At 55.3% G+C, this 2,972-nt stretch carries 3 protein-coding genes; 2 read left to right on the top strand and 1 reads right to left on the bottom strand.

From position 1 onward, the window contains the following. Positions 1-488 precede the first annotated feature (488 nt). Together EYR88_RS15955 and EYR88_RS15950 are read left to right on the top strand one after the other, a co-directional pair. Positions 489-689, top strand: coding sequence for a helix-turn-helix transcriptional regulator (locus EYR88_RS15955; RefSeq protein ID WP_131090756.1), 201 nt, complete (start codon positions 489-491; stop codon positions 687-689). Beyond that, positions 686-1,882 carry a HipA domain-containing protein gene (locus EYR88_RS15950; protein WP_131090755.1) on the top strand — a complete coding sequence of 399 codons (1,197 nt, stop codon included), beginning with the start codon at positions 686-688 and terminating at the stop codon, positions 1,880-1,882. Before EYR88_RS15955 ends, EYR88_RS15950 begins: the two co-directional genes overlap by 4 nt. Positions 1,883-1,900: 18 nt before the next feature. Here the strand turns inward: EYR88_RS15950 and EYR88_RS15945 are convergent, their stop codons facing one another. Continuing rightward, positions 1,901-2,353: a MepB family protein gene (locus EYR88_RS15945; RefSeq protein WP_131090754.1), complete on the bottom strand. Its 453-nt coding sequence runs from the start codon at positions 2,351-2,353 to the stop codon at positions 1,901-1,903. Positions 2,354-2,972: the final 619 nt, after the last annotated feature.

Here is a 2,972-nt window from a genome sequence, read left to right as displayed (position 1 = left end):
CCACTGCGCCGATGGTACTGCACTCGTGAGGGTGTGGGAGAGTAGGTCACCGCCGGACTTAACTTAATAAAGATGAATGTTGGTTTGAGGCCCTAACCTTTTGGTTGGGGCCTCACCTGTTTAACCACCAACGGTGGGTTGGTTGCTGGTTGGTAGGGGGTTGAGCTGAAGCTCGACCCCCTTTTTTCTTGTTTAAAGAACTGGTGACAGCTGCCGGCTACAGCCGCCGACGAGGATGACGGGCCGGCAGGTTCCAGGTAGCACACGGAACAGGCACCAGGTGGTGCCGCAATTACTACTCTGCAGATATCCGTATCCAGTGCTCGGCAGTCTCATATCGGCATAATCCTGCCTATCGGATCTTTTGATGGGCACTAACCGTCGCTCTATTGGAATTTCGGTAATTTCTTGCCGAATTGGGCGACGTGATGAATGATAGAGAGCAGAATGTCGCCAATCGGCGAGATACTGCCGAAAGAAGATCATTCATGAACTCAGTGACGGAACTCGGTGCCGAACTGCAACGCGCACGAAAACAGAATGGTCTGACTCAGGAGCAGTTGGCCGAGCTAGCCGGCATCTCTGAACGTACGCTGCGCTCCTTAGAACGCGGAGCAGGAAACCCATCCATAGAAGCAGTGCTTTCTGTAGCGAATGTGCTCGGCCTGCGGATCGCCGTGGCCAAATGACCCCGCAACTCCAGGAACTCAAGCTTGTCACCCAAGCCGATGTCTACTGCAACGAAAGTCTGGCTGGCTATCTGGTCCGGCAAACCGACGGAAGTGTCGCCTTCAGCTATGGCGAAACCTATCTGGCAGGTGGCGGTTCGGCGATTGCTACATCTTTGCCGGTTTCTTCGGATTCGTACGTTGGACCCGGCGGTGCGCTGCCGGCGTTCTTCTCTGGTCTATTGCCAGAAGGCCACCGGCTCACTGTCCTCAAAGACGCGACTAAGACCAGCCTGTCTGACGAGCTGACGCTGTTGATGGCCGTTGGTTCTGACACCCCAGGCAATGTTCGTATAGTCCCAACAGGCTCTGCCTTAGAACAGACTCCTGTGGTTGCTGAATTCAGTAACGCAGCCAACCTCGACTTCTCTGTTCTCGCACATACTCTTGATCGACACTCCATACCTGGCGTGCAGGATAAGATCAGCGCAACGATGCTGACAACGCCAGTGAACTTCAAGAGCAACGCCTATCTGCTCAAGCTTGATCCTCGAGACCACCCGTATCTGGTGGTGAATGAGGCACAACATCTAGATGCTGCACGGGCGCTCAAACTTCCGGTGGCAAATCACCGGATCGTTCGGGACTCAGTGGGCAACTCAGGACTGTTGGTTGAGCGGTTCGACCGCAAAGCCAGTGGGGGACCGGATAATCCGCTTCGCTTAGCGCTCGAGGATGCCATCCAGGTACTAAACCTTCCGCCTGCGAGCAAGTATGCCGTGAGTACGGAACAAGTTATCGAGGCACTAGCGCGTCAGTGCCAGGCCCCGGTGCTCGCCAGACGCAATCTTTACATCCAGTTCCTCTTTGCTTGGCTGACTGGCAACGGCGACTTGCATGGAAAGAATGCTTCGATCCTGGCCGATGAGCATGGACGGTTTAGCGTTGCGCCCATCTATGACATCCCCTGCACCTTGGTCTACGGCGATGACACTATGGCGCTGACGGTTGCGGGTAAAGCAAAAAACCTCAAGAAGAAGCACTGGACGGAACTTGCAGCCGAGCTTGGACTAACTGAGCGTGCAACTCAATCGGCTAACCAGCTTGCCATGAAAGCGGCCATGGCGGTGGATCTCGAAGAACTCCCGTTTGATGGGTCGCCTCTTCGGGGTGCTCAACGAGAGCTGAGGTTCCGGCGCATGGAGCTGGAGTAGGTCTCTAGGCACTAATAGTTAGTCTGCTAGTACCGAGAATGCGGGTAGCTGCTCGTCTTGGCTTTTCTTCGCTTGGCCCTTTAGCCCAGTGGTCCAGGATGGATAGACACGGAATCCGCGTTTACCTGGAGCGTTTGCTGAGGCGAAGACGCCCAGAGCCTCCAGGTGCTGTTGAGTGAACCGGAAGACTCCGAAGTGTTCGGCTTCTTCGATGAAAACCATGACTCCATGGAGTCCGACTTCAGACTCGAAGGGCACGGTAGCCCCGGTTGCGTCTCGTTGCCATATGGCTACGAACCCACCTGACTTCGTTGGCGTGATCCTTGCGGTCCGAATTCTCCACCGTTGTCCGTCGATCTCGGTGACCCCGGCTTGGTAATCGCTGTGCTGCTCTTCGGCAGTCAGCTCACTGTGCTCTTGCCCGGTGAGGAGGCAGTATCGTTCTAACACGGTGTACTTCAAAGACTTCATCCCGCTTTCCGTTGACCACCAAGGCAGCTGCAGTGCTCTGGCCGGTTACTACTAGCGGCTTCCGTGGATTCGGAGTGCACTGCTCCTACACCGTATCGGACGGGTGGGTACCTGCGTAGAACCGCATGACTTGTCATGGGCTAGGTCATCAGGGACAGCCGGACCGTGTTGGTAGTCTGCTGAGACCTAGGTGGTTGTAGGGCGAGCACCGTCTTCGAGCTCGCTACTTTCTTGGGTGACAGTCTTGCCCGGTCACGCTCCTGCGTGTGCAGTTATAGCTACGGCGGGTGTGCTGCCACTGATACAGCGCTCCTAGTATGCCGGTCCGTCTTATGGGACAGCGATTACGACCTTTTCAGAAATCTGATGCGCCACGCCTCGATGAACCAGCAACTAACTGCTGAGCGCGACCACGCCAATTATGGGCAGTGACTGAGCCTAAATTCAGGGCCGAAGCAACACCGCCGAAATTAAGTGTGCACGGTCACCGCCACAAACCACCTCACCGATTTGCACGACCCCCCAAACCTGTGTATAGTTTTTCCTTGTCGCCGAGAGCAAAACGGAAGAAATAACCGGATGTAAATCGGAGGCAAAACCCCAGAATATCAACGGTTTT

The organism is Arthrobacter sp. S41, from assembly GCF_004320535.1.
Lineage (GTDB): Bacteria > Actinomycetota > Actinomycetes > Actinomycetales > Micrococcaceae > Glutamicibacter.
This window is presented reverse-complemented; position numbering and strand designations above follow the sequence as displayed.

Excerpts from the sequence above, each read along its gene's own strand:
- EYR88_RS15945 (WP_131090754.1), bottom strand. The coding sequence starts at position 2,353 with ATGAAGTCTTTGAAGTACACCGTGTTAGAACGATACTGCCTCCTCACC.
- EYR88_RS15955 (WP_131090756.1), top strand. The coding sequence starts at position 489 with ATGAACTCAGTGACGGAACTCGGTGCCGAACTGCAACGCGCACGAAAA.
- EYR88_RS15950 (WP_131090755.1), top strand. The coding sequence starts at position 686 with ATGACCCCGCAACTCCAGGAACTCAAGCTTGTCACCCAAGCCGATGTC.